The following is a 20,287-nucleotide window of genomic DNA, read 5'->3' as shown; positions in this document are numbered from 1 at the left end:
AACGTTCAGTTGTCTGTCGAGCCACCACTCAGCAGTTCGGATCAGGGCATAGATGACATCAGGAATAAAAACCGCAGCGCTGCTCCGTGATCTGACCGAGGCCATTGCGCAGGTGTTTGATGTGGTGACTGCGGTCGTGATCGTGGAGGGGCAGAGCGCCCCCCTATACTGCGCCGGAGACGCTGACCTCGGTCACCGACTGGTCAACCACCCCAGTGTCTGGGCGTCGCTGGCGGATGGCATCCCCAGGTCCGAAACGCCCTCGGCGGTAGACGACATGGGGTCGGCGGCCCTGATCGGCATCGAGCCGCTGACCATCTTTCGCGACAGCCCTGCCTCCGTGGTCGCCTTTGTCACCCGGGATTCCAGCGAATTTGACCGGACAGTGGCGCTGGTCAGCGCGTTGGCCACTGAAACGGCGACCGAGATGCGACTGCTGGGAGAGGCACCCTTTCTGGCTGATGCGCTGGCAGAGGTCGAGTCCGGTGTGACGATTGCCGATCCCAATCTCGAAGACAGTCCGCTGATTTATGTCAATGAAGCTTTCACCCGCATGACCGGCTATTCGCGTGCCGAGACTCTGGGCAGGAACTGTCGCTTTCTGCAGGGCAATCTGCACGATCAGCCCGGTGTGCAGACCCTCCGCAATGCGCTGGCCCGAGGCGTTGAATGCACGGTTGTGCTGACCAATTTCCGGCGCAATGGCGATCTGTTCAAGAACAGACTCAGATTGAAACCCATCTACACCAGAGATGGCCGCGTCTCGCATGTTATTGGCATCCAGACCGATGTGACCGCAGAGGCAGCCGCTCTCGAGTCACTGGATCTCCAGAGTCGTCGGTACAAGAGCCTGATAGACTCCGGAGCCAGCCATGTGTGGCAAATGAATGCGGCTGGAGAGCTCAAGGGCGTGGACGCCTCCTGGTTTGCATTCGCCGGTGTCAGTCTGCCGGGCGAGGCCGTGGATCTGGCGATGGTCAGAGACGCCATGGGGCCTGAAACCGCGCAAGTGTTCAAGGAACGATGGACTCAGGCTTTGCAGGACATTGAACCCTTTGAGGTCATATACCCGCTCCCGGCGGATAGCTTGTCCCCGCGCTGGTTTGTCGAGCAGGTGGCGCCGATACTGGACGATGACGGCAATCTGCTGGAGTGGTTTGGTGTTTCGCGGGAGATAACAGAACTGAAGCGGGCCGAACAGGATCTGGAGCGTATTATTCAGACGGCGCCAACCGGGATGATTGCAGTTGATCAGAAGGGCACTATCACCCTGGCAAACACCCAGGTGAACAAGATTTTCGGTTATGAGGCGGAAGCACTGATCGGGCTGCCGATAGAAGATTTGCTTCCCGAGCCTGGCAGGTCCATGCATCAGCAGCTCCGCCAAGGCTATTCGAAAGACCCGTCCATGCGACGGATGGGAAACAATCGTGAGGTGAAAGGCTTGCGCCGGGATGGCACCGAATTTCATGCTGAGGTCGGGCTGAGCTGGTTTGGAGAGGGACACGATTTCAGAATGGTGGCGGCGGTCAATGATGTTTCGGAGCTGAAAGATGCCCGGGCCGCTGTTGAACGGGCCGCCTATGAGGATCGAGTCACCGAACTGCTGTCACGCGAAGGCTTCGCCATCAGGCTGGATGAATTGCGCGCCGCAGGTACATTGCATCCGGGCAGCCTGCTGGTGTCGATTGATATCAAGGGGCTGCGCGAAATCAACAATGCCCAGGGCTATGATGCCGGTGACGAGGTGCTGCGCGAAGTGGCGAGTCGATTGACCCTGATCGCGGGACAACAGGGACTGGTGGGGCGGCCCGGCACCGGGGAGTTTCTGGTTTTGGCCCCGGCCAGCAGACTGCAGGCCCCCGGACACTGGAAGCAGCAATTGGAAACCGTGTTTGATGCGCCTATCGAAGTGGGCGGCTTCCAGCTCTTTGTCAGTGCGGCGTTTGGTTATGTTCGCCTGGGAGGCTCTCAGAGAGACAGCCATGCACTGATCAATGATGCGGAACTGGCCTTGCGCCAGAGCCAGCAGAGTGCCAGTGTGGTTTGGACTCAGTATACCAGAGCGCTGGAACGCAAGACCCGTGACAAGGTCACGCTGATACACCAACTGCGCCAGGCGTTCGAACAGAGTGAACTGATGCTGTTCTACCAGCCCAAGGTCGACCTGCACACCGGCCATATTCAAGCGGCTGAAGCGTTGGTGCGGTGGCGGCATCCGGAGCGGGGTTTTATACCGCCCAGTGTTTTTATTCCGTTGGCAGAGCAGAGCCAGTTGATCGGCCCGATCGGTGAATGGGTGCTGCGCAAGGCCTGTCTTGATCTGCGTGCCTGGCACGAGGCAGGCCTCCCGGTCCGGCCGGTATCAATCAATGTCTCGCTGGTGCAGTTCCAGTTGGGGGGAATGCCCGGCAAGGTGCAGCAGGCGCTGCAGGATTTCAATATTGCACCGGAGCAGATCACGCTGGAGGTTACCGAAAGTATCTTCGCGCAGCACAGCGATGATCTGAAAAAGGATCTGCAGGCCATCAGTGCCCTGGGCGTCAACCTGTCACTGGACGACTTCGGCACAGGCTATTCATCTCTGAGCTACCTGCAGGATTATCCCTTCGACGAGATCAAGATCGACAAGAGTTTCGTCTCGCAACTCGACGGGGGCGACTATGGCCGTGCGATTATCAGTGCTGTCAGGGCCGTCGCTACCGCTATGGGGGCGGGCATTGTGGCCGAAGGTGTGGAGACAGCGCACCAGGCGGAGACACTCCGTTCACTGGGCTGCACGGTCGGGCAGGGTTTCTACTACAGCCGGCCGCTCCCTGAGCCTGAATGGCGAGCCCTGCTTGCTGGCCACCCGGGGTTTACGCCTTAGGGTCGGCCGCAATGGTTTCCGGCGACGCTATCGGGGCCATGGCCTTGAGGTCCTGCACTGCCTGAATTTCCAGCTCGAACGGAATCTGCGGCGTCTGCAGGTAGGCGAAATCCCGATGTGGCCGGCGCCGGTCAAGCCAGGCGTCAATCTGGTCATCGGCCAGCATCAGCGGAACTGATTTCTCGTGGACATGCCGGGTTTTGGGGTGGCCGGGCAGCGTGACGATCGACACCGCGTACTGATACTGCTTTCCTCCATCCTCTCCTTCACGATTTGTTTTCTCGTAGGCCTTGGCCATGCCACCCAGCATCAGCGCGCGGCCGTCGGCGCGGCGAAACAGGTGTGGCTGTTTGTTGTGCCACTCCACAAAACCGCTGGCGGGCAGCAATACCCGAAATGAGCGCGGCGGCATGCTGTGGATGGTGCGCCCGCTGCTCACCACCTTGTCGATGCGACTGTTGAAGGTGGCCAGTTGCTGATTGGGGCGCCACTGGTCACCGTCCCGGTCCATGGCGAGCCACCAGGTGCCGGTGAGGCCAACCCACTCTCCGGCGCGGTCACGGGCCAGAAACGGCACCTGATCCGTCGGTCGAAACAATTGCAACAGTGCCTGATCTTCTCCTTCGAACAAACGCAACGGATCCACATCATCACTGCGCAGCACGAATTCCGCCAGGTCTTCCTTCGACTGTATACCAAAATGAGCCCGCAGAGTGGGGGACTGTTGCAGAAAATAGGCACCGCACATGACAGATCTGCTTCCTGTTTGACATCTATATGTAAACAAAGCGTCACAGTAAGTTAATCAATGTTCAGGAAGCCTGTAACACAAACTTGGGATGCTTCGTCTACCGGATGGGACGGGTGTCGCGAAAGCGCTGCCATGGCCCTCCGGACCAATAAATCAAGGCGCTTCCTTTTCCCCATCTTGGAGATTATTTCTTCACTTGGAAAGCGCTGATACGGAAAGACTGGCGACCCGGTCGCCAGCCAACCAAAAAGCATGGAGTGACAACAATGAATATCGCACACAAGTCATTGATCAGCGGGCTGGTATTTGCCATGACCGCCAGCAGTGCCGTACACGCCACAACCACGGTGTCCTGGTGGCACGCCATGGGTGGTGAACTGGGTGAGTTGCTGGAGGGCGTTGCAGAAGATTTCAACAACAGCCAGGACGACTACCGCGTGGAGCCCAGCTTCCGCGGCACCTATACCGAAACCATGACTGGCGCCATTACGGCTTTCCGTGCGGGCCAGCAGCCACATATTGTGCAGGTGTTCGAAGTCGGTACCGGCACCATGATGGCGGCTGAGGGCGCTATCTACCCGATTTACGAGTTGATGGCTGATTTTGATAGAGAATTTGATCGTGATGCCTATCTGCCCACGGTCGTCGGCTACTATACCGACCCCAACGGCAACATGCTGTCATTCCCGTTCAACTCTTCTACCCCCATCATGTATTACAACAAGGATGTCTTTGAAGCTGCTGGTTTGAATCCGGAGCAGCCGCCACAAACCTGGGCCGAGATGGAGTCAGCCTCACTGCAGATCATTGAATCCGGTGCTGCCGATTGTGGCTTCACCACCTCCTGGCCGAGCTGGGTGATGCTGGAAAACTTCAGCGCCTGGCACAACCTGCCGTTTGGCACCCGGGAAAATGGTTTCGACGGACTGGATACCGAATTCGTGTTCAACAATGAGCATGTGGCACGTCACTGGGACAATCTGAAGGCCTGGCAGGATGCCGGTGCGTTCAACTGGGGTGGCCCGGGATCAGGCCCTGATGCGGCTCCCATGTTCTACTCGGAAGAGTGCGCCATGTTCTTTGGCTCATCAGCCAGCCGCGCTGGTGTGCTGCGCAACACCGACTTCAATGTAGGCTATGGCTTCCAGCCCTACTATGACGATATCAACGGCGCTCCGCAGAACACCATCATTGGTGGTGCGACTCTGTGGGTACTGCGTGGTCATTCCGATGAAGACTACGAAGCAGTCTCTGCTTTCTTCGTATACCTGTCTTTGCCGGAAGTCCAGGCTGACTGGCACCAGGTGACAGGGTATCTGCCCATCACTCAGGCGGCCTATGACCTGTCAGAAGAACAGGGCTACTACGCCGACAACCCGGGTGCAGACACCTCGATCGAGCAGATGACGCTGAATGAGCCGACCGAAAATTCCAAAGGTATTCGTTTCGGCAACTTCGTGCAGATTCGCGACATCATCTCGGAAGAAATGGAATCGGTCATGTCCGGCAGCAAGACCGGTCAGGAAGCAGCGGATGCTGCGGTGCGCCGTGGCAACAGCCTGCTGCGCGATTTCGAATCATCCAACTGATCAAGTCGCTGACCACGGGCCCCTGAATGAGAATTCAGGGGCCTTTTACTGTCTGTAGTAGGGGTTCACCCTGTTATGCAAACCAAGAGAATGACCTTCAGCCACAACTGGCTGCCCTATCTGCTGCTGGCGCCGCAGATTATCATCACTGTCATCTTCTTTATCTGGCCTGCTTCGCAGGCACTTTACCAGTCAGTGCTGCGTCAGGATGCCTTCGGCTTCCGGACAGAGTTTGTCTGGTTTCAGAACTTTCAAAGACTCTTCGAAGATGACCTGTATCTGAACTCCATGCAGGTGACGCTGGTGTTCTCGGTGGGCACGACTCTGCTGTCCATGTCGGTGGCCCTGTTGTTTGCCGTCATGGTCAACAAGATGATTCGCAGCCGCGATACCTATACCACCTTTCTGGTCTGGCCCTATGCGGTCGCACCGGCGATTGCCGGTGTGCTTTGGTGGTTCATCTTCAATCCGTCCATCGGCATTCTGCCCTATATGCTGGATATGGTGGGCATCAACTGGAACCACCGCCGTAACAGTGATCAGGCCATGTTGCTGGTGATCATTGCGGCGGCCTGGAAACAGATTTCCTACAATTTTCTGTTTTTCCTGGCAGGTCTGCAGTCTGTTCCCAATTCGCTGATCGAGGCGGCCGCCATTGACGGCGCCAAGCGGTTCAAGCGGTTCTGGACCATCGTGTTTCCGCTGCTGTCTCCCATCACCTTCTTCCTGCTGGTGGTGAACATTGTCTATGCCATGTTCGACACCTTCGGGGTGATTCACGCGACCACCGAAGGCGGGCCATCCCAGGCCACCAACATCCTGGTGTACAAGGTGTACCGGGACGGTTTCGTGGGCATGAATCTCGGGTCGTCAGCCGCCCAGTCCGTCATCCTCATGTCCATCGTGATTGTGCTGACGGTGATTCAGTTCCGCTATATCGAACGTCGGGTCAATTACTAGGAGCCTGGTCATGGTCGAGAATAACCGTTGGGGCAACATTCTGGCGCATACCCTCCTGATTCTGGGTGTGGCGCTGGTGGTGTTTCCCATCTATGTGGCGATTATCGCCTCCACGCATACCGGCGGCACTTTCATGCGCGGCACCATCCCCCTGCTGCCGGGCACGGAAGCCATCAACAATTACCGGACTGCGCTGCTGCAGGGGCGCTCCAGTGCCGGTACGCCGCCCATTTCATTGATGCTCTGGAACAGCTTTGTCATGGCGATGGCCATCACCATCGGCAAGCTGGCCATTTCTCTGCTGTCGGCGTTTGCGATTGTCTATTTCCGCTTCCCGTTCCGGATATTCTTCTTCTGGGTGATCTTCGTCACCTTGATGCTGCCCGTCGAGGTGCGGATTGTGCCGACCTTCCAGGTGGTGGCGGATCTGGGAATGCTGAACAGCTTTGCCGGTTTGTCGATCCCCTTGATCGCATCAGCTACGGCCACCTTCCTGTTTCGCCAGTTCTTCATGACGGTGCCGGAAGAAATGCTGGAAGCCGCGCGCGTGGACGGGGCGGGACCGTTCAAGTTCTTCAAGGACATCCTGATGCCCCTGTCGATCACCAATATCGCGGCGCTGTTCGTGATCATGTTCATCTATGGCTGGAACCAGTACCTGTGGCCACTGCTGATCACCACGGATCCCAAGTACTACACCATCGTCATGGGTATTCAGCGTATGCTTACCGGCGGTGACAGTGAGCCTCTGTGGCATCTGGTGATGGCCACAGTTGTCATGGCGGCACTCCCGCCAATACTGGTCATTCTTTTCATGCAACGGCTTTTCGTCAAAGGCCTGACGGAGACGGAGAAATAACACATGGCAGCGATAAAAATTGAAGGTCTTGGCAAGGTGTATCCCGGAGACATCCGGGCTGTGCAGGATATCAATCTTGATATCGCCGATGGCGAATTCATCGTACTGGTCGGACCGTCCGGTTGTGGCAAATCCACGCTGCTGAGAATGGTAGCGGGACTGGAGACCATTACCGAGGGCGAGCTCTCTATCGGCAATAAAGTCGTCAATCAGCTTGAGCCGGCAGAGCGCGATATCGCGATGGTGTTCCAGAACTACGCGCTGTATCCGCACATGACGGTGTACAAGAACCTGGCCTATGGCCTCAAGAATCGGGGCTTCAGTCAACAGGATATCGATGAGCGGGTGCAGAATACCGCAAAGATGCTGGAGATCAATCCGTTCCTCGATCGCAAGCCCAGAGCCTTGTCGGGTGGACAGCGTCAGCGGGTAGCCATGGGGCGCGCGCTGGTGCGTGAACCGGCGGCTTTCCTGCTGGATGAGCCATTGTCCAACCTGGATGCCAAGCTGCGCGTGCAAATGCGCGTCGAGATCAAGCAACTGCAGCGGCGCCTCAAAACCACCTCGCTTTACGTGACACACGACCAGTTGGAAGCGATGACGCTGGGAGACCGTCTGGTGGTTCTGAATCAGGGCCGAATCGAGCAGGTGGGCTCGCCGATGGATGTCTACCACCGGCCGGAGACGCTGTTTGTGGCGGAATTCATTGGTTCGCCCAGCATGAATATCGTCCGCGCCTCGACGTTCGCCAACAAAGACAATCAGGAGGCGGTCAAACAACTGCCGGAAGGCACAGACGTCATTGGTGTAAGGCCTGACACAGTGGTGTTTGAAAAGCCGGCGGAGCCGCATCTGAGCTTTGATTGCGAAGTCAAACTGTTCGAGCCGGCCGGTGCGGAAAGCCACCTCTATCTGCATCTGTTGCCGGACAGGCAGGCGTTTACCATGCGCGTGGAAGAAAACACGGCGGTGGCCGAGGGTGGCAAGATCATGGTCTATGCTCCGCTCTCTGTGCTTCATCCTTTCAATGAAGCTTCGGGTCGGCGCACGGACTGACCCAGGAGAGGGGCACTGCCTTGATTGCTTCCAGAGTCATCGCTCACCGCGGCTCGGCACTCCTGGCACCGGAAAACACAGTCGGTGCCATGAGGCTGACTCGAGAGTTGGGCGTCGATTGGGTGGAAATCGATGTCCAGTCACTGGGGGACGGGACACTGGTGGTTTTTCACGACGAACACCTGGGGCGCCTGACCAATGGCCTTGGGCCGCTTCGCGCGCTGACTCGGCAGGACCTGGCCGGGCTTGATGCCGGCAGCCATTTTTCTGCCGACTTTGCCGGTGAGCCGATCCCCCTGCTTGAAGACATGCTGCAGTATCTGGCCCAGGCCGGGATGGGCCTGAACCTGGAACTCAAGTTCTATGATGATGCCGATATACAGGATGCGGTGGAGAAGGTAGTCCGGGCGCTGGAAACCCAGTGGTCAGACTTTGGCCGGTTGCTCATATCCAGCTTCTGGACCCGAGCTCTGGAATTGATGAGCAACCTTCGGCCAACTTGGCAATACGGCCAGCTCTGTGTCGAGTTGCCGCAGGGCTGGCAGTCGCGGGTCGGGCATTTGCCTCTGGTCAGTATCCACTGCCATGGTGACAGCCTCACTGCCAGGCAGGCTGCCGATATCAAGGCAGCCGGCTATGAGCTTTATGTCTACACAGTCAATGATCGGGCAGCCGGTGAACGACTGTTTGAAATGGGTGTCGACGGTGTGATCACGGATGATCCGACACTTTTTTCCAGTCATTTTCAGGGTGCTGGACGCACTCGATATGGGGGGTCAGAATAGGGCGGTTGAAGCACAAGGAAGAGAGAATGAAGAGCACGCTCAAACTGCATCACACCATCGAGATGAACAACCGCCTGGGTGAAGGCATTCAATGGCATGTCGACAGTGGCAGCCTCTGGTGGACCGATATTCTGAGTTGTCGTCTGTACCGGCTGGACTGGGCCACTCAACAGCAACAGGTCTGGAGCACCCCCGAGCGGCTGACGGCTTTCGGTATCGTCTCGACTGATCCGGTGCAGTTGCTGGTCAGCTTTGCATCCGGCTTTGCCCTGTATCGGCCGGACCGGCAGCAGGTGACCTGGCTGGCTCGTCCTGAAGCGTCGATAGCGGGTAACCGCTTCAATGACGGGCGTGTCGATCGGCAGGGGCGCTTCTGGTCTGGCACCATGGTGGAGGATGATCAGGGCCAGACTGGGACCCTGTATCGGTTGGATGAATCAGGCGCTCGTCCCATGCTGCGCGACTTGTCGATTCCCAATGCATTGTGCTGGAGCCCGGACGGTCGAACCCTGTATCACGCCGATACGCCGACCCGGTGCATCCGTCGGTTCGATTTTGATCCGCAAACCGGTGGCCTGAGTGCACCAACCGAGTTTGCTGCAGCGCCACAGGGCAATCCCGATGGCGCCTGCATGGATGCCGAGGGGCATCTGCTGTGCGCCCTGTGGGGCGGTCATGGCGTGGCCCGTTTCAGTCCGGATGGCGAGCTGAAAGCGCTGCATCCGGTGCCGGTCTCCCAGCCTACCTGTGTGGCCCTTGGTGGCCCAGGCATGAACCTGCTGTTTGTGACGTCCGCCCGTGAAGGCCTGTCGAAGGAGGCGCTGGTGCGCGAACCCCTGGCCGGTTCCGTGCTGGTTTATGAAACCGATTACACCGGTCTTCCAGAATCCGTGCCTGACCTGAACAGGTTGCCGCTACCCTGAGATGTGATTCAAGCAGGCCGCTTTCAGACCCTGATTGCACAGGATAGAATAAAGGTCCTCATGGAGCTGACGAGCATTGGGAGCCGTATGGCCTACCTGCTGGACTGGATCGCGCTGGCCGGCTTTCTGCTGTGCTGGGTGTCCTATACCCACTATGCCAAGCGGGCAGCACAATCCCGGCACAGTTTGTCGTCGGTGATGCATCATTTCCGCCACGACTGGATAAGACGCATGCTCGAGCGCCACAACCGGGTGGCCGACATGGCTGCGGTAGGCAATCTCGAGCGAAACTCTGCCTTTTTCGCCTCCAGCAGCCTGTTTGCCATTGCCGGCCTGATTACCGTATTGGCAGCTTCGGAGCAGGTGGTGGCGCTGCTGGGGGACATCACACTGCTGCAGGCCAGTTCCCGAACGTTGCTGGAAATCAAGATCGGCGCGCTGATCGCCATCTATGTGTACGGCTTTCTGAGTTTTACCTGGAGCATGCGCCAGTATGGTTTTCTATCTGTCATGCTGGGTGCAGCACCGATGCCGGGTGAGTCTGATCCGGAAGGCTCGAGAGAGGCCTTTGTGACGCATACCGCCAAGGTGATGGACCTGGCGGCCAAGCAGTTCAACTATGGGCTGCGCGCTGTCTATTTCAGCCTGGCCGCCTTGGGTTGGTTGATGGGCCCGATAGGGCTGTTGCTGTTCACTGTCGCCATCGTGCTGGTTCTGAATCGACGGGAATTCCACAGTGCGACCCTGAAGCAGCTCGTCAAGGCGCAGGGGCTCTGACATGTTGCTGTACTATCTCGATCTGGCCGGTGTGGCGGTGTTTGCGGCCAGTGGCGTGTTGGCGACCCGGGATCGGGAACTGGACCTGCTCGGGGTGATTGTGGTGGCGACGCTGACGGCCATCGGCGGCGGTACGCTGCGGGACCTGCTGCTCGATCGCCACCCCATATTCTGGATTGTCGATACCACCTATCTGCTGGTGATCCTGGGCGCTGCGGCGACCACACTCATCTATCTGCGCTTTCGTCACGCCCCGGGATTCTTGTTTCAGGTGGCCGATGCCCTGGGGTTGGCGCTGTTTGCGCTGTCCGGAGCCAGCCTCACGCTGGCTGCCGGTTTTTCACCGCTGATTGCCGTGCTGATGGGTACCATGACCGGCGTCACCGGCGGCATCCTGCGCGATGTCATTACCGCCCATGTGCCACTGGTGCTGCGCCGCGAGATCTATGCCACTGCAGCTATAGGCGGCATCTGTGCCTACCTGCTGCTGCTCTGGCTGGGCGCCCCGGAAAGCCTCGCCTTTCTGGTTGGCCTTGCTCTGGTGGTGCTGTTGCGCCTGCTCGGCTTCTACAGGGGCCTGCATCTGCCGACGCTGAAGGGTCCCTGAAATACAGTGCCATTGAATCTCAAAGTCTCTCCAAATAACGCTCCAGTTGCACGGCTGAAATTTCGCCCGGGTGCAGCGCATGCAGGTTGCCGTTGGCATCGAAGAACAGGGTGGTCGGCAGACCACGGGCTTCAAAGTGCCTTGAGAGGAGAGACGGCCCATCAATCAATACGGTCTCCAGGCGACGCTCATGTTCATCGAGGTAGCGCTGGGCCGTCGCAATATCCTCGCCCTGATTGACATAAACAAAGTGGATGTCGGGCCAGGTATCCTGAGCACGCTCGAAGGTCGGCATCTCCCGGCGGCAAGGCGGGCACCAGGTGGCCCAAAGGTTGATCACGGTGGGCTGCCCGCCAAGATCGGTCAGCAAAACCGGATCACCGGCCATGTCGCTGACGCGCATTTCAGGCAGTGGCTCGGGTGCCGTCTGCTGAGCGCTCAGAAACAGACTGCCGCCAACCCAGACCAGAGTGCCGGCGAGCACCGGCACAACATGGAACAGCCTGGGCTGGCGCCGCCTGTGGCTCCAGGCCAAGGCCACCAACAAGGCCACCGCCACCCCGGCCATCCAGTTGAATCCGCCTTGCCAGACATAGAGCGCATCGATCAGGTTGCGGCTGTAAACCGACCAATGCTCAAGCACATGCACCAGACGACCGACACCAAACCCGCTGAGCAGCACCAGCCACAGGCCGGGCGCCCCCAGCAGGCGATAACGCCGCTCCAGCACAAAACTCACCAGCAGCACGGTCACCATGGCCACTACGAACAGCAGGCGGTCGGTGGGAATGAACAACGGGCCGAGGGTGAAGGATGCGGGCATGAACAAGCTCAACTTGTATAATTAAGTAATATCTAATATAAAGGATATGGCAGTGGGAAGGCTACACTGTTTTTGTCAGACGAGTCATCTATAGAGAGTCAAACCATGGTTTTGTTCCGCAGCAGAGTCACCCTTTTTCCATCGCTGTTGATGACGCTGTGTTTGCTTGCACCTGCCTGGGTGGCAGCGCAAAGCGGCAGCCTCACCCGGATACCCGCGTCACCGGACAGTCTGGCTGCCAGTCAGGGGGCGGGCGAGTTGATCATCGATATCCGGACCGAAGCGGAATGGGAAGACACGGGTGTGGTTTCAGGCGCGGTACCCTTGCAGTTCTTCGACAACTGGGGGCGTTACGATGCCGAGGCCTTCATCGATTCCGTTACCGCGCTGGCGCCCCCCGGAACCCGTATCGGTATCATCTGCAGAACGGCCAATCGTTCGGGGCCGGTCAGTGAACTGATGGCCGAGCAGGGCTGGCAGGTGACCGACTATCAGGGCGGTATGGTGGCGCTGGATCACCATGGTTACAGAACCATACCCTTGTCCCAGGCTCTGGCCGACCTTGACGGCTCGGGATACTGCGATACACCGCTGGCGGCTTGCTGATTGCCTTGACCGAATCATGTCAGGCGGTTTGATGCCCTGATTTTTCCGACTCTCGCCGAGCGGGTCTGCAATTCAATGTGTTGATCTGGGTCAATGCCGAGCGTGTTGTATGGATTATTATATGAGGTATATCTAAATTAGGTATGAATAATCAAATGACCGGAGGTCAAGTATCATGTTCACAAAAAATGTAGGCACTGCAGACAAGACAGTGCGGCTGATCGTTGGGCTGGCGCTGATAGGTCTGGCACTGACCCAAGTTATCGGTTGGTGGGGCTGGATTGGCGTGGTGCCAGTGGCGACCGCGCTGTTCAATTTCTGTCCAATGTATCGGTTGATTGGCGTGAAAACCTGCAAAGTGACGGGCCAGTAAGAGTCCTGGAGCCAGAAAGGGGCCGCGTTGCCCACAGAGAGGTGATTGTCATGTCCAGCAAGAAACTGAAAACCGGAGCAAGTCACGCAGCGCTAACGCGGCGCGATCTGCTCAAAGTCGGCCTGGGTGGCGCTGCGGTATCCATGACCGGCATGACGCCGGCCTGGAGCCGCGACTCCAATGCTCGCGGTCATATTGTCATTGTCGGCGCCGGTGCCGGTGGGTTGGCGCTGGCCAATCGTCTGGCGCGCCGCCTGCCGATGGCAGAAGTGTCACTGGTCGACAGCAAACCCCAGCACTGGTACCAGCCGGGGCTGACCATGGTGGCTTCTGGCGTGTGGCGGGCCGATGAGGTCATTTCCGACAACCAGCGCTGGGTGCCCAGTGGTATCAACTGGATACAGGCCCGGGTGACCCGATTCGAGGCGGAGGACCGCCGCCTGCAACTGGATTCGGGCGACACCCTGAATTACGACTATCTGGTGGTTGCCACTGGCCTTCAGGTCAACTATGAAGACGTCGAGGGGTTCTCGGCCGATATGATCGGACAGCACGGTATTGGCTGTGTGTATGACACGCCCGATCATGCCGCGAAAACCAATCAGGTCATAGCAGACTGGATTGACAGCGGTGGCGGTACCGGCCTGTTTATCGGTGCACCCGGGGCGGTAAAATGTGCTGGTGCCCCGTTGAAGATGACGTTCACGACCCTGTCGCGCCTGGAAGATACTGGCCACCGTGATCAGTATGATGTGCATTTCGCATCCGCGGGTGATCGCGTATTCGCGGTCGACTTCTACAATGATTTCGTGCTGCAGCGCTGGCAGGAACAGGGCGTGGAGCGCCATGACCACCACCCGCTGCGCGGCATTGATGCGAGCGCACGCCGGGCCTGGTTCGACACCCCGGATGGTGAGCGGTCAATGGACTATGACTTTATCCATATCGTGCCTCCGATGAGTGCGCCGGATGTCGTGCGCGAGAGCGACCTGGTCTGGACCGACGGCCCCTTCGCCGGCAACTGGCTGGAAGTGGATCAGTACACAATGCAGCATCGGCGCTACCCGGAGGTGTTTGGTCTGGGCGATGTCATCGGGGCACCGATCAATAAAACCGCTGCGAGTGTCAAGGCACAGGCCCCTGTGGTGGAAGAAAATCTGGTGGCCGTCATGAACGACCGTGAGCCTACCGCAGAACATAATGGCTACACGTCCTGTCCGCTGATTACCGGCATTGGCAAGGCCATGCTCGCCGAATTCGGCTATGGCAATGTCCTGCTGCCGTCATTTCCGTTCATCGACCCCAAAGATGAGTCCTGGGCGGTGTGGATCATGAAGGACCGTATGCTGAAACCTGCCTATTACGCCATGCTGGATGGTCGAGTCTGACCCTGGAGGAATTGCAATGAATCTGATGAGTATTCTGACCATAGGCTGGTACACGTTACAGCCGTTGCTTTGGGTCATTGTTGTTGCCGTGGCATTGCTGGTACTGGTCCAGCTGCTGGCGCGGGTGAGGGGGTATTACTTTCTGGCGCCGGCCAAGATCGTTTCGGTGGTGATGAGCTTCATGGTCGGTCTGTGGGCCATGGTGATCGTGCCTATCCTGACCGATTCGTCTTTTACCATGGTAGCGACCGGGTTTGACTGGTTTGCACTGACCTTGGTTGGCCTGGGCGTGGGCGCCTATTGCTGGCTGATCGTGCATCCCATGATCTATCTGTTCCGGCCCAGCCTACCCTGAAACATACGGGTGATCGCTGCGGTCAGGGGAGCGTCATGCCGGCGTTTCCCCTGACGCCTCTGCGTCAGGTCGTATTGTTGGCTGCTCAGGTGCGGGAGGAGAGGCGACCACGGTCCGATTCTTTCCTGCCGCCTTGGCGCGATAGAGCGCCTTGTCAGCATGGTCAATCAGATCATCACCCTCGACGCCCGGAAAGGCGTGATTGCAGGCCATGCCGATGGAGACGGTGCAATGAAACGGTTGGCCTTCGTGCTTCAACCCCAGGCCTTCAAAACGCTTCCTGACTTCTTCCAGGCGCTCAACTGCATTGTGCAGAGAGCTGTCGGGCAGCAACACCACAAATTCCTCACCACCATAACGGCCTTTCAGGTCGCTATCCCGCAGGGCATGGCGCAACAGCAGCGCCATGGACGTGATGACCTTGTCGCCGGCCGCATGCCCGAATTGATCGTTGATTGACTTGAAATTATCCAGGTCCAGCATGGCCACAGTAACCAGGCTGCCCCGGCGGCGGGCACGACTGGTTTCCATCTGTATCGCTTCCTTGATGCGCGCATGCGTCATCAGGCCGGTCAGACTGTCCCTGCTCATCAGTTCAGAGAGCTGTCGATACCGATTGATACGCGTACGCACGGAGGCAACCAGCCTGTTCTCGTTGATCGGTTTGGTCAGAAAATCGTCTGCCTCTGCAATATCAATGGCCCGGATCTGCTCAGTGAAGTCTGTCTCACCAGACAGAAAGACGATCGGCAGCGCTTCCATGCCCTTATGCTGGCGGATAATGGCAGCCAGCTCACTGCCCGACAGAGTGGGCATCCGCAGGTCCATCAGGATCAACTCGGGCTTGAAGTGTTGAAGTTGATTCATGCACTCCTCCGGCTCCATAACGACCAATACGTCCATGCCAGCCTGTTTCAGATAGACCTCGAAAAGCCCTGCCAGCTCGTCATCATCCTCGACAATCATGACCCGCTCTGGTGGCGCATTGAGCCGTCGCACCAGCTGGTCAATATGACTGATGACCCGAGTCGGGTCAGCATCGAGTGGAAAGAAAAAGCGAATGCCGGACTGCACGCAGCGCTTGCGCAGTGAAAAACTGTTCTGTTCGCTGAGGGCGATGGCAATGTGATTTGACTGGGCCAGGCTTTTGACTGCCGGATGTTCGGGGTCAATGCGGTCCACGTCCAGCAGGACTATCTGTGGGGAAACATCGCTCGAGCGGTCTGGCAGGTCGTCCGCGGACGCGATTGTTTCGATGTCGTAATTCAGTGACTGCAGTTGCGCCAGCAGGGAAGGGGGCAGAAATGCCCGCTGGCCCAGTACAGCTATCGACACTCTGTCCTGGGTCGGGACAGGCACTGCGGGCTCATGCTCGAACATGCCTGACTGCTTTTGAAGGGAGCCGGGGTCAAGGGTGGCCAGTTCCGTCAGTTGCCGGGCCGTTGTTGCCAGCTGCCGGTAAACAAGTCGATAGCCCTCATCCAGGCCCTCATTCAGCCACTGGGAGATCTGCTGTTCAAGCACACGCGCACTGTCACCCAGGGCACTGAAACCGAAGGATCCGGCTGAGCCTGCCAGCTGGTGCATCCTGTTTCCAAGGTCTTCCAGCAGACTCCGGTCTGCCTCGGTGCCGGCCAGGTGCTGGAACAGGTCGATAATACCGGGCAGTTCAGCATTCAGTTGGGCCGCGAAACGCTGCTGAATGGCGGCAAGCTCGGAGTCTGATGTCTTGTTGTTCGTCATACACTGATACTGTCCCAGAGTTCGCGGATTCTGTCGGGCAGCGTGGTCGGCTCGAAGGGTTTGGCGATGACATCGACAGCACCAAGAGACTTGAAGTGTTCTATCTCGCTCGGTTGAACCTTGGCGGTCATGAAGGCGATGGGTGTCTGTGCAAACTCTGGAAGGGCCCGAATCGCAGCCAGTGTTTCCGGGCCGTCCATGCCCGGCATCATGACATCCAACAAGATCAATTGCGGTTTGAGATGAGGCAGTTCTGCCAGTGCACTTTGGCCTGATTCCACCGCGCCGACGTGGAAGCCGCCTATTTTTTCAAGCGCGAATTGGGCTATGGCTCTGATGTCCGGGTCGTCTTCGACACAGAGAATTCGTTCCAGTTGCGGCATGTCGAGCTACACTCTTGCCTACTACCTGACCAAGAGTACCAACAGGGAGGTATCAGTTCCATAAAATCATTTTTCATGCTTTCATTTCGCTCGGAGCCCTGTTGTATGGCAGGCTGGATTCGACAGATGGCGGAGTAAAGCGGCTTGGCGCTGAGAACACGTATCGTATTGCTGGTCTGGGCAACAAGCCTGCTTGTTGTTCTCGGCACACTGGTGACCGTCTATGCACTTCTGGTCAACAATTATGAGGCACTGGTGGCCGATCGTGAGGAGGCTCAAATAAGCCGACTGGCATCGGAATTGTCACAGGCGTTGCAGCAGAGAGTGATTGCACTCGAATCCTTTGCGCCAAGATTGCTCGACGACAATGCTCTGAAAACACCTGAAGAACTGACTGACTTGCTGGAACAGCCTTCTGTGGCTGCCTATCTGTTCCCGGACGGACTCCTGGTTCTTGACAGCGACGCAACGGCCGTTGCCGAAAACCGGTTTGTAGAGAACCGGATTGGTACAAACTATGCCGACCGGTCTCACTTCCAGCGCTACTTGGAAAACTTGGAGCCTGTGATCTCCGAGCCGATCATCGGCAGGGCCACTGGCTTGCCTTTGGTGTCATTTCTTGTGCCGATATTCTCTGAAACGGGCACTCATTTGGGCATTATGGGGGGGACTGTAGATCTGTCGAGTACGCCCCTGGTCCGGAGAAGCGATGAGCCGCATGGCGCTGACGGTGTTATTTCAATTGTTATCGATCCTCAGAATCGATTGTATGTTGATGTAGACCGCGAGATAGACCGGCCGATTCCCTTGCCTGCCCCCGGCAGCAATGCGCTGGTGGACGCAGCTGCAGAGCTGCGGCCCACCGGCACAATGGTAACGCATCGCGGCGTACGGTACCTAATTGCGACCCAGCACTTGCCGGATCTGAACTGGATCATGCTGCGCGCCCTGCCCTACAACGACGCCATGGCGCCGGCCCGCCAGTCTTTGTTCCAACTACTGCTGATCAGTCTTTTGGTGGTAGTGGTCGTTACGGGTATCGGCTGGTACTTTGCGCGCAACATGACTGAGCCACTGGGTCGAATGACCCGGCAACTCGAACGAATGGCCAAGGGTGAACGCACCGAAGAGACACTCTCAAGCCGAGGTGGGCCGGAAGTGCGCGGGCTGATACAGGCGATGAATCAACTGACCGAGGAACGGCGCCGGGTTGATGACATGAAGAACGATTTTGTGTCGACGGTCAGTCATGAATTGCGCACACCATTGACGTCCATTCACGGCAGTCTCCGGTTGCTGGAGTCCGGTGCAACCGGTGAGTTGTCGACCGATGCCGGGCGCATGGTTGCTCTGGCCAGTCGCAACTCGGACAGGCTTCTGACCCTGATCCAGGATCTGCTGGATTTCAACAAGCTGGCGACCGGGGAGGCTCGGCTTCAACTGACGGCCTGTGCCCTGTTACCGCTCGTTCGAAAGGCGGTCGAGGATATCAAGCCGATGGTAAAGCCAGACCTGCTGCACTTCGAGGTTATCGGGGCTGAGCAGGCGCAAGTGACAGGAGATGCATCAGGTATTCGCCAGATCCTCGACAATCTGCTCAGCAATGCGGTCAAACACTCACCGGATGGTGGCCATGTGCGTATCGAGATTGCCGCCGCGAGACCCGGCTTCTGGGGTGTTACCGTCAGTGATCAGGGGCCGGGTGTGCCTGAGAGCTTCAAGTCCCGTATTTTCCAGCGTTTTGCCCAGGCGGATCAGGGAAATGCACGAGTAGCCACCGGTACGGGCCTGGGCTTGGCCATATCGCGTGAGTTGGTTCGCCGCATGGGCGGGGAAATCGGATTCTACAATCAGCAAGGGGCCCACTTCTGGTTCAAGCTGCCTCGGCACGACACCTGAGGTCAGGCCGGTTTTTGCATGAGCGGGAGTTCCAGCCAGAAGGAACTGCCCTGGCCTTCGATACTGTGAAAGCCGACAGACCCGTTCATCTGTTCCATCAGCTCCTTGCTGATCGCGAGGCCCAGGCCCGTGCCGCCCTGGGCCCGTCGATCAGACGCATCGACCTGAGAGAATTTATCAAACAGGCGGTGTTGAAATGATGCCGGGATACCGGGGCCCCGGTCATGCACAGTGACTCTGGCTTTGCCATCATCACTGGTGATCTCAAGGGTGACCGTTTCCCCCTTTGGCGAAAATTTGGCGGCGTTCGACAACAGATTGGCAATGACCTGCTGCAGGCGATGGGCATCCACCGCCACGACAGGGTCACCCCGGGCGGGCAGTATCGAGAACCGCACACCGAACTGATCGGCATAGGCCTGATTGTCCCGCACTGCGACCTCCAGAATCGGCCACAGTGACTGCGCCTGCAGGTTGAATTGCATCTGACCGGACAGCAGCTTTTCCATGTCCAGCAGGTCGTTGACCAGGAGCAGCAGGCGCTGGCTGTTTCGGTGGCTGATTTCCAGCATATCCTGCATCTGGTTTGGCAGGGTGCCGGTTGCGTCGGACGTCAGAATGCTCAGTGATCCGGCGATAGAGGTCAGCGGGGTGCGCAATTCGTGACTGATGGTGGCGATGAACTCGTTCTTCATCTGCTCTACGCGACGGCGCTCGGAAATATCTTCGATAATCGACCAGATCAAGTGGCGTCCCTCGGTGTCCTCTACCAGGGTGCCGATCAGGCGCACCGGATAGCGGCTGCCATCCTTGCGGATGTACTCCCTCTCGAACGGGCCATAACGGCCCGTTTGCCTGAGGCTATCCAATTGTGCCGTTTCCTGGTCCATGTACTGCTCAGGCGTCACGTCGAAATAGCTCAGTGCCATGAACTGGTCCCGCGTGTAACCTGTCGGCGCCAGCAGGGCCTCGTTCACGTCAACGAAGTCACCGGTTTCAAAGTCATTCAGGGCAATACCGATGGGTGACAGTTCGAACAGCGCACGCAGTCGCGACTCGCTCAGTTGCAGGTTGTTCAGGGCGTGTTCACGCTCCAGGGTTTTGGCGATCCACCCGGTCAACAGGCGGACGAAAAGCTTTTCGCTGTCATCAAAAGGCCTGGTTCTGGGTTTGGCGGCCGAGAAGTTGACTGTGCCGAGGTATGAATTGCCAAGTTCGAAACTCACGCCGATATAGGCTTCAAGGCCAAATGCGGAATAGCAGGGGTGGCCACGATGAACCGAGTTTTCCATGCTGTTGATGGCCAATACCTGGTCCGTTTGCAGCACCAGATCACAGTAGGTATTTCCCAGATCGAAGACCTGGCCGGGTGTCAGGTCGACGCCTTCCGGACTGGTGCAGTAGCGGATACGGTAGCGGCTGTCCTTGATACGGCTCACAATGCCGATATCCAGATCAAGATGCCTGGCACCCAGGGCAAGCACTTGCTGGATCTGATCGTCTGCTGACAGAGCCCGGTCAGCGGCAATGGCACTGAGTTC

The 20,287-nt window shown here is 58.0% G+C and carries 19 protein-coding genes; 14 read left to right on the top strand and 5 right to left on the bottom strand.

The genetic code is table 11. The annotated features are described in order from the left end of the window. The first annotated feature begins 52 nt into the window (after positions 1-52). Complete coding sequence (locus tag LAT62_RS00095) at positions 53-2,869, top strand: GGDEF domain-containing phosphodiesterase (protein WP_293377010.1); 2,817 nt, start codon at positions 53-55, stop codon at positions 2,867-2,869. Here LAT62_RS00095 and LAT62_RS00090 read toward each other — a convergent pair. Further along, positions 2,859-3,617, bottom strand: coding sequence for an SOS response-associated peptidase family protein (locus tag LAT62_RS00090; protein WP_293377007.1), 759 nt, complete (start codon positions 3,615-3,617; stop codon positions 2,859-2,861). The genes LAT62_RS00095 and LAT62_RS00090 overlap by 11 nt on opposite strands. A gap of 269 nt (positions 3,618-3,886) precedes the next feature. Between LAT62_RS00090 and ugpB the strand changes: the two genes are divergently transcribed. The 8 genes from ugpB to LAT62_RS00050 all read left to right on the top strand — a co-directional run bounded on the left by ugpB (position 3,887) and on the right by LAT62_RS00050 (position 11,176). Next, positions 3,887-5,209, top strand: coding sequence for a sn-glycerol-3-phosphate ABC transporter substrate-binding protein UgpB (gene ugpB, locus LAT62_RS00085; RefSeq protein ID WP_293377005.1), 1,323 nt, complete (start codon positions 3,887-3,889; stop codon positions 5,207-5,209). Positions 5,210-5,284: 75 nt separating this feature from the next. Next, the gene (gene ugpA, locus LAT62_RS00080) at positions 5,285-6,169 is read left to right on the top strand and encodes a sn-glycerol-3-phosphate ABC transporter permease UgpA (protein ID WP_293377002.1); all 885 of its coding nucleotides are present in this window, start codon (positions 5,285-5,287) and stop codon (positions 6,167-6,169) included. Between the two features lie 10 nt (positions 6,170-6,179). After that, positions 6,180-7,028 (top strand): sn-glycerol-3-phosphate ABC transporter permease UgpE, encoded by an 849-nt coding sequence (gene ugpE / locus LAT62_RS00075; protein ID WP_293376999.1) that lies wholly within the window; start codon positions 6,180-6,182, stop codon positions 7,026-7,028. Positions 7,029-7,031: 3 nt separating this feature from the next. Beyond that, positions 7,032-8,084, top strand: a complete 1,053-nt coding sequence (gene ugpC / locus LAT62_RS00070; RefSeq protein WP_293376996.1) for a sn-glycerol-3-phosphate ABC transporter ATP-binding protein UgpC — start codon at positions 7,032-7,034, stop codon at positions 8,082-8,084. A 20-nt stretch (positions 8,085-8,104) separates the two neighbouring features. Then, positions 8,105-8,869 carry a glycerophosphodiester phosphodiesterase family protein gene (locus LAT62_RS00065; RefSeq protein WP_293376993.1) on the top strand — a complete coding sequence of 255 codons (765 nt, stop codon included), beginning with the start codon at positions 8,105-8,107 and terminating at the stop codon, positions 8,867-8,869. Between the two features lie 26 nt (positions 8,870-8,895). Next, positions 8,896-9,792 carry an SMP-30/gluconolactonase/LRE family protein gene (locus LAT62_RS00060; RefSeq protein ID WP_293376990.1) on the top strand — a complete coding sequence of 299 codons (897 nt, stop codon included), beginning with the start codon at positions 8,896-8,898 and terminating at the stop codon, positions 9,790-9,792. Positions 9,793-9,879: 87 nt separating this feature from the next. Continuing rightward, complete coding sequence (locus LAT62_RS00055; RefSeq protein ID WP_293376987.1) at positions 9,880-10,569, top strand: DUF599 family protein; 690 nt, start codon at positions 9,880-9,882, stop codon at positions 10,567-10,569. 1 nt (position 10,570) lies between these two features. Next, a complete protein-coding gene (locus LAT62_RS00050; protein WP_293376984.1) occupies positions 10,571-11,176 on the top strand; it encodes a trimeric intracellular cation channel family protein in 606 nt (201 codons plus the stop codon). Positions 11,177-11,195: 19 nt separating this feature from the next. On the opposite strand, the gene LAT62_RS00045 is transcribed toward LAT62_RS00050, so the two are convergent. Further along, entirely contained in the window at positions 11,196-11,999 is an 804-nt protein-coding gene (locus LAT62_RS00045) for a TlpA disulfide reductase family protein (protein ID WP_293376981.1), read from the bottom strand. Between the two features lie 105 nt (positions 12,000-12,104). Between LAT62_RS00045 and LAT62_RS00040 the strand changes: the two genes are divergently transcribed. The 4 genes from LAT62_RS00040 to LAT62_RS00025 all read left to right on the top strand — a co-directional run bounded on the left by LAT62_RS00040 (position 12,105) and on the right by LAT62_RS00025 (position 14,721). After that, entirely contained in the window at positions 12,105-12,605 is a 501-nt protein-coding gene (locus tag LAT62_RS00040) for a rhodanese-like domain-containing protein (RefSeq protein WP_293376978.1), read from the top strand. Between the two features lie 175 nt (positions 12,606-12,780). Continuing rightward, positions 12,781-12,978, top strand: a complete 198-nt coding sequence (locus tag LAT62_RS00035; protein ID WP_293376975.1) for a DUF2892 domain-containing protein — start codon at positions 12,781-12,783, stop codon at positions 12,976-12,978. Positions 12,979-13,028: 50 nt separating this feature from the next. Next, complete coding sequence (locus tag LAT62_RS00030) at positions 13,029-14,366, top strand: FAD/NAD(P)-binding oxidoreductase (protein WP_293376972.1); 1,338 nt, start codon at positions 13,029-13,031, stop codon at positions 14,364-14,366. A gap of 16 nt (positions 14,367-14,382) precedes the next feature. Continuing rightward, a complete protein-coding gene (locus LAT62_RS00025; protein ID WP_293376969.1) occupies positions 14,383-14,721 on the top strand; it encodes a hypothetical protein in 339 nt (112 codons plus the stop codon). Positions 14,722-14,754: 33 nt separating this feature from the next. Here LAT62_RS00025 and LAT62_RS00020 read toward each other — a convergent pair whose 3' ends face one another. Then, positions 14,755-16,464 carry a diguanylate cyclase gene (locus LAT62_RS00020; protein ID WP_293376966.1) on the bottom strand — a complete coding sequence of 570 codons (1,710 nt, stop codon included), beginning with the start codon at positions 16,462-16,464 and terminating at the stop codon, positions 14,755-14,757. Then, a complete protein-coding gene (locus LAT62_RS00015; protein WP_293376962.1) occupies positions 16,461-16,847 on the bottom strand; it encodes a response regulator in 387 nt (128 codons plus the stop codon). Before LAT62_RS00015 ends, LAT62_RS00020 begins: the two co-directional genes overlap by 4 nt. A 144-nt stretch (positions 16,848-16,991) precedes the next feature. Here LAT62_RS00015 and LAT62_RS00010 point away from each other — a divergent pair, with 144 nt between their 5' ends. Continuing rightward, positions 16,992-18,746: a sensor histidine kinase gene (locus LAT62_RS00010; protein ID WP_293376959.1), complete on the top strand. Its 1,755-nt coding sequence runs from the start codon at positions 16,992-16,994 to the stop codon at positions 18,744-18,746. Positions 18,747-18,748: 2 nt separating this feature from the next. Here the strand turns inward: LAT62_RS00010 and LAT62_RS00005 are convergent. Further along, positions 18,749-20,287, bottom strand: a 1,539-nt coding sequence (locus LAT62_RS00005; RefSeq protein ID WP_293376956.1) for an ATP-binding protein, incomplete at its 5' end; no start/stop codon positions are given.

The organism is Natronospirillum sp. (assembly GCF_022565775.1).
In the GTDB taxonomy this organism is placed as follows: domain Bacteria; phylum Pseudomonadota; class Gammaproteobacteria; order Pseudomonadales; family Natronospirillaceae; genus Natronospirillum.
Note: the sequence above shows the minus strand (reverse complement) of the source record. Positions and strands in the feature narration are given on the sequence as shown.

Excerpts from the sequence above, each read along its gene's own strand:
- ugpA (WP_293377002.1), top strand. The coding sequence starts at position 5,285 with ATGCAAACCAAGAGAATGACCTTCAGCCACAACTGGCTGCCCTATCTG.
- LAT62_RS00040 (WP_293376978.1), top strand. The coding sequence starts at position 12,105 with ATGGTTTTGTTCCGCAGCAGAGTCACCCTTTTTCCATCGCTGTTGATG.
- LAT62_RS00095 (WP_293377010.1), top strand. The coding sequence starts at position 53 with ATGACATCAGGAATAAAAACCGCAGCGCTGCTCCGTGATCTGACCGAG.
- LAT62_RS00055 (WP_293376987.1), top strand. The coding sequence starts at position 9,880 with ATGGCCTACCTGCTGGACTGGATCGCGCTGGCCGGCTTTCTGCTGTGC.
- LAT62_RS00015 (WP_293376962.1), bottom strand. The coding sequence starts at position 16,847 with ATGCCGCAACTGGAACGAATTCTCTGTGTCGAAGACGACCCGGACATC.
- ugpE (WP_293376999.1), top strand. The coding sequence starts at position 6,180 with ATGGTCGAGAATAACCGTTGGGGCAACATTCTGGCGCATACCCTCCTG.
- LAT62_RS00030 (WP_293376972.1), top strand. The coding sequence starts at position 13,029 with ATGTCCAGCAAGAAACTGAAAACCGGAGCAAGTCACGCAGCGCTAACG.
- LAT62_RS00020 (WP_293376966.1), bottom strand. The coding sequence starts at position 16,464 with ATGACGAACAACAAGACATCAGACTCCGAGCTTGCCGCCATTCAGCAG.
- LAT62_RS00050 (WP_293376984.1), top strand. The coding sequence starts at position 10,571 with ATGTTGCTGTACTATCTCGATCTGGCCGGTGTGGCGGTGTTTGCGGCC.
- LAT62_RS00035 (WP_293376975.1), top strand. The coding sequence starts at position 12,781 with ATGTTCACAAAAAATGTAGGCACTGCAGACAAGACAGTGCGGCTGATC.
- ugpC (WP_293376996.1), top strand. The coding sequence starts at position 7,032 with ATGGCAGCGATAAAAATTGAAGGTCTTGGCAAGGTGTATCCCGGAGAC.
- LAT62_RS00025 (WP_293376969.1), top strand. The coding sequence starts at position 14,383 with ATGAATCTGATGAGTATTCTGACCATAGGCTGGTACACGTTACAGCCG.
- LAT62_RS00045 (WP_293376981.1), bottom strand. The coding sequence starts at position 11,999 with ATGCCCGCATCCTTCACCCTCGGCCCGTTGTTCATTCCCACCGACCGC.
- LAT62_RS00090 (WP_293377007.1), bottom strand. The coding sequence starts at position 3,617 with ATGTGCGGTGCCTATTTTCTGCAACAGTCCCCCACTCTGCGGGCTCAT.
- ugpB (WP_293377005.1), top strand. The coding sequence starts at position 3,887 with ATGAATATCGCACACAAGTCATTGATCAGCGGGCTGGTATTTGCCATG.
- LAT62_RS00060 (WP_293376990.1), top strand. The coding sequence starts at position 8,896 with ATGAAGAGCACGCTCAAACTGCATCACACCATCGAGATGAACAACCGC.